2 protein-coding genes and 1 pseudogene are annotated in these 2518 nt (G+C 71.1%); 2 read left to right on the top strand and 1 reads right to left on the bottom strand.

The annotated features are described in order from the left end of the window. Positions 1 to 218: 218 nt before the first annotated feature. A complete protein-coding gene (locus ABZ281_RS45795) occupies positions 219 to 1499 on the bottom strand; it encodes a copper amine oxidase (protein ID WP_356664358.1) in 1281 nt (426 codons plus the stop codon). Here ABZ281_RS45795 and ABZ281_RS45790 point away from each other — a divergent pair. Beyond that, positions 1395 to 2012 (top strand): annotated as a pseudogene (locus ABZ281_RS45790) (Ppx/GppA family phosphatase); the annotation flags it as partial. The gene ABZ281_RS45795 and the pseudogene ABZ281_RS45790 overlap by 105 nt on opposite strands. A gap of 47 nt (positions 2013 to 2059) precedes the next feature. Further along, on the top strand, positions 2060 to 2248 hold the full coding sequence (locus ABZ281_RS45785; protein WP_356664356.1) for a hypothetical protein: 189 nt from the start codon (positions 2060 to 2062) through the stop codon (positions 2246 to 2248). The last annotated feature ends 270 nt before the right edge of the window (positions 2249 to 2518 follow it).

Here is a 2518-nt window from a genome sequence, read left to right as displayed (position 1 = left end):
ATCGAGCCCGTCGCGTCCATCGGCCGCGCCAGGGACACGGCACCGGTCGGGACGTCAGTGGAGTCCCCCTCGTGACCCTCGTCACCAGGGGGCAGCTCCAGCCCTCCCGAGCCCACCCGCGCACCGCCTTCCGCTCCCCCGGGCACCGCCCTTGTCAACGATCAAGGAAGGGTACTCCGGGAGCGGTCGGCGGTGCAGCCGGATGGGTAGGGTGGGTTTCAACTCCGGGGACGCCAGTGCCCGTTCTGCCGGCCGAGCTCGGCCGGAGTGAGCGGATTCATAGCGGTGACGTCGCGCGGGGCGATGGAGAAGCCCTGCCAGTGGACGGGCATGGGCTGCTGGTCCTCGTCCCGGGCTATGTGGTGGAAGCCGATGTTCATCCAGACCACCGGGTGGGTCAGCGCCTGGCCGTTCACCCACTTGTCGACGGACTTCCCGGCTCCGGCCCCGCAGTTGCCGGGGTTGTTGCTGGCGAAGAGTTCGCACTTGTTGTACTGCGTGACGTACAGGTCGCGCTTGGTGTAGCTGCGGCCCGGGTACTTGGTCGTGGCTCCGGGGACGATCTCGTAGGAGCGCGCGTGTCCGTCCTTGTTCTTGCCGGTCGCGCTGACCATCCGCCACCAGCGGTAGGCCTTGCTGTCGCCGGCCAGCTCCTTGGTCACCTTGGTGCGGGTGGTCTTGATGGTGGGGGCGCGCTGGCCCCGGACGGGCGCGGTGACTTTGGAGTCGTACTGCTCGACCTTGTTCTTGGTGGAGCCGTCCAGGGCGAAGTCGAGCCGCCAGAAGGCGTTGTGGCTGTGGCTGGTGGCCTTGGCGCTCGCGCCCTTGCCGATGGGCCAGCCACGGCCGTCGCCGGCGTCGTAGTCGTCCCAGGAGAGGCTGCCGGTGGCGCCGACGTTCATGGTGATGGTGCCGTCGTCCTGGAAGCGCCACTCGGTCATGTACTCGTACCAGCCGACCTGGTTCACCGTGTAGACGAGGAGGTCCTTGCCCTCGGCCTGGAAGACCTTGTTCGCGGTGTCGCCCTGCATGCGGTAGGCGTGGCCGCGGGAGCGGGTGGTGGTGCACAGGCCCTTGACGTTCGGGTCCTCGTTCCAGGAGTCCGGGACCTTGACCGTCTTGATGGTGCCGCCGGGACACTCGCCCGGCGCCAGGTTCATCAGGCCCTGGGCGAAGTCGAAGCCGGTGAGGTCGTCGTACTCGACCTTGCCGTCGTCGTAGGGGACGTGGATCTGGCCGAGGCGGGCGCTGTTGAGGACCTTGATCGGTTTGGGTTCGCCCTTGGGCCGGTACGAGATCTTCTCCAGCACGAGGCCGGCCTTGCCGTCGTAGCGCCAGCACATCCGCCAGGTGGTGCCGGTGGAGAGCTTCTGCTCGATGCGGTAGGCGGTGCTGCCCTGCTCGACATCGGCGGCGGCACACTGGAAGTCGCCTTCGGGCGCGGCCGGTTGCCCGACTTCGTGGCGTCGCTGCCGCTGGGGGCTCGGCGGTTGACGCACGAGTTCTTCGAGGACGAGGACCCGCCGTCGCCGGAGCGGGTGCGGGCGCTGCGCCGCAGGGTCCGCCATCAGCTGCGGGACGTCGCGGCGCGCATCCGCTGGGAGGGCCCGCGCACCGCGGTCGCCACCTCCCGTACCTTCCAGCAGCTGGGGCGGCTGTGCGGCGCCGCACCCGGACGCCATGGACCGTTCGTGGACCGGCAGATGCACCGCTCCGAGTTGCGGGCGGCGATCACACAGCTGGCCGCCCTGCCCACCGCCGAACGCGCGCACCTGCCCGGCATCTCCGCCCCGCGCGCCGCACAGAGCCTGGCGGGAGCGGTGGTCGGGCACACCGCGCTGAAACTGACCGGCATCAAGGCCGTCACGGTCTGCCCCTGGGCGATCCGCGAGGGCGTGCTGCTGCGCCACATCGAGGACGGCCCCTCCTGGTGGGCGGAGGTCGCCCGCCGCAGCAACGAGGCCGCCCCTCGCGACCCGGTGCCGCTGCGTATCGCCGCCACCTCCGGCTGACACCCGAGCCCTTGACCGGCCGTACCGAACACAGGAAGGAGATCCCCGTGTCCCAGCACCAGGACCACGACCAGCACGGCAAGCCGCCCGAGACGGCGCTCGAGGAGGTGCTGCGCGAGGTCGAGGACGCCGAGAACCGCACCCGCGACTCCGAAGAGCAGCGCCGCCACCGGGGCGAGGCCGGGGATGCCATCACCCCCAACCCACGCGCGCAGGAGGAGGCCGAGGGGGACTGAAGGGGGCCGGGCTACGGGGGCGGCGTCCCGCCCGGGTCGAGCGGCACCGGTCGGGGCCCCGCCCGGCGTCGAGGAAGCTCGGCCCGGGTCCGGGCCCCTGGTTCCGGAACCGTCATGCGGGTGACCTCGGTCGCCGGGCGGGTACCCGGCGCCCATGGAGCACGAAGGACCACGACTGCCGACCCCGCGCGGACAGACTCCTTCGGCTACGGCGGCATCGCCGTCGACGCCTGTCGCCCCGGCACCGTCGTCGTGTCCACCAACAACCGC

The organism is Streptomyces sp. NPDC006265, assembly GCF_040613555.1.
Taxonomy (GTDB): Bacteria; Actinomycetota; Actinomycetes; order Streptomycetales; family Streptomycetaceae; genus Streptomyces.
The sequence above is the reverse complement of the archived record's forward strand: the minus strand, read 5'-3'. Positions and strand labels throughout refer to the sequence as shown.